The organism is Ornithinicoccus halotolerans (assembly GCF_009602535.1).
GTDB classification, from domain to species: Bacteria; Actinomycetota; Actinomycetes; order Actinomycetales; family Dermatophilaceae; genus Ornithinicoccus; species Ornithinicoccus halotolerans.
In genome coordinates this window covers 1-943 of the sequence record NZ_WIQI01000217.1, presented here as the reverse complement: position 1 = coordinate 943, position 943 = coordinate 1, and the positions used below count along the sequence as shown (strand labels likewise).

The window sequence follows — 943 nt, the reverse complement described above, 5'->3', positions numbered from 1 at the left end:
CGTCCGCGCCCTGCACGCCGCCGGGATCGAAGTGCTCCTCGACGTCGTCTACAACCACACCTGCGAGCAGGGCGCCGCGGCCGGGCCGACCTCGCGGGCCGGGTCCGCCGGGGTCTCGCCCTCCAGCACCAGGAACCGGTGCCAGCCCCGCACCGCCACCAGCGCCCGCGCCGCCGACGACGGCGCCAGGGCGGGCCGCTCGGGGGTCGGCGTGCGCAGCCACGTCAGGAACGCCGCTACCTGCTGCTCGGTGACCTGCTCCGGGCTGGTGACCTGCTGCCCGGCGAGGTAGTGCAGGTAGCGCTCCAGGTCCCGCCGGTAGGCGGCGACGGTGTGGTCGGAGTGGCCGCGCTCGACACGCAGGTGGTCCAGCCACAGCCGGGCGCCGCGCCGCAGCGGCGGTGACACCTCGGGTGCGGCCTGCTGGGCCGGCGCGCTGCTCATCACCGGCCATTGTCGCCCGGGGTGGGCCAGAATCACGGCAGGACAGGCCGCCTCGCCGCAGGCGGCGAGGTGACGACGAGAGGTGAGCCGGTGCGCTGGTACGCCGAGACCGATCCCCGACGGCTCCGGCAGGTGGTGGCGGACGGGCTGGTGCTGGGCTGGTGCCTGCTGTGGGTGCTCGCCGGGCGGTTCGTGCACGCGGCGGTCACCGAGCTGACCGTCCCCACCGCCCGGCTGGAGCAGGCCGGGACCGACTGGCAACGGCAAATGGAGACCGTGGCCGGCCGGGTGGGTGACCTGCCGGTGATGGGCGGCGGGCTGCGGGAGCCGTTCAGCGGCGCCGCGGCCGCCGGCGGTCAGCTCGCCGAGGCCGGTGACCAGCTGACCGCCTCGGTGGCGGCGCTGGCCTGGTGGCTGGCGCTGGCCACCGCCCTGCCGCCGGTGCTGGCGGTGCTGGGGGTGCACCTGGCGCTGCGGGCCCGGTACGCGCGGCGGGCTG

General features: G+C 76.9%; 2 protein-coding genes. One reads left to right on the top strand and one right to left on the bottom strand.

The window, feature by feature from the left end:
* Positions 1-48: 48 nt before the first annotated feature.
* On the bottom strand, positions 49-444 hold the full coding sequence (locus GFJ45_RS16150; protein WP_153399129.1) for a site-specific integrase: 396 nt from the start codon (positions 442-444) through the stop codon (positions 49-51).
* A 90-nt stretch (positions 445-534) separates the two neighbouring features.
* Here GFJ45_RS16150 and GFJ45_RS16145 point away from each other — a divergent pair.
* Positions 535-943: hypothetical protein (locus GFJ45_RS16145; RefSeq protein WP_194288748.1), on the top strand; the 409-nt coding region annotated here is incomplete at its 3' end.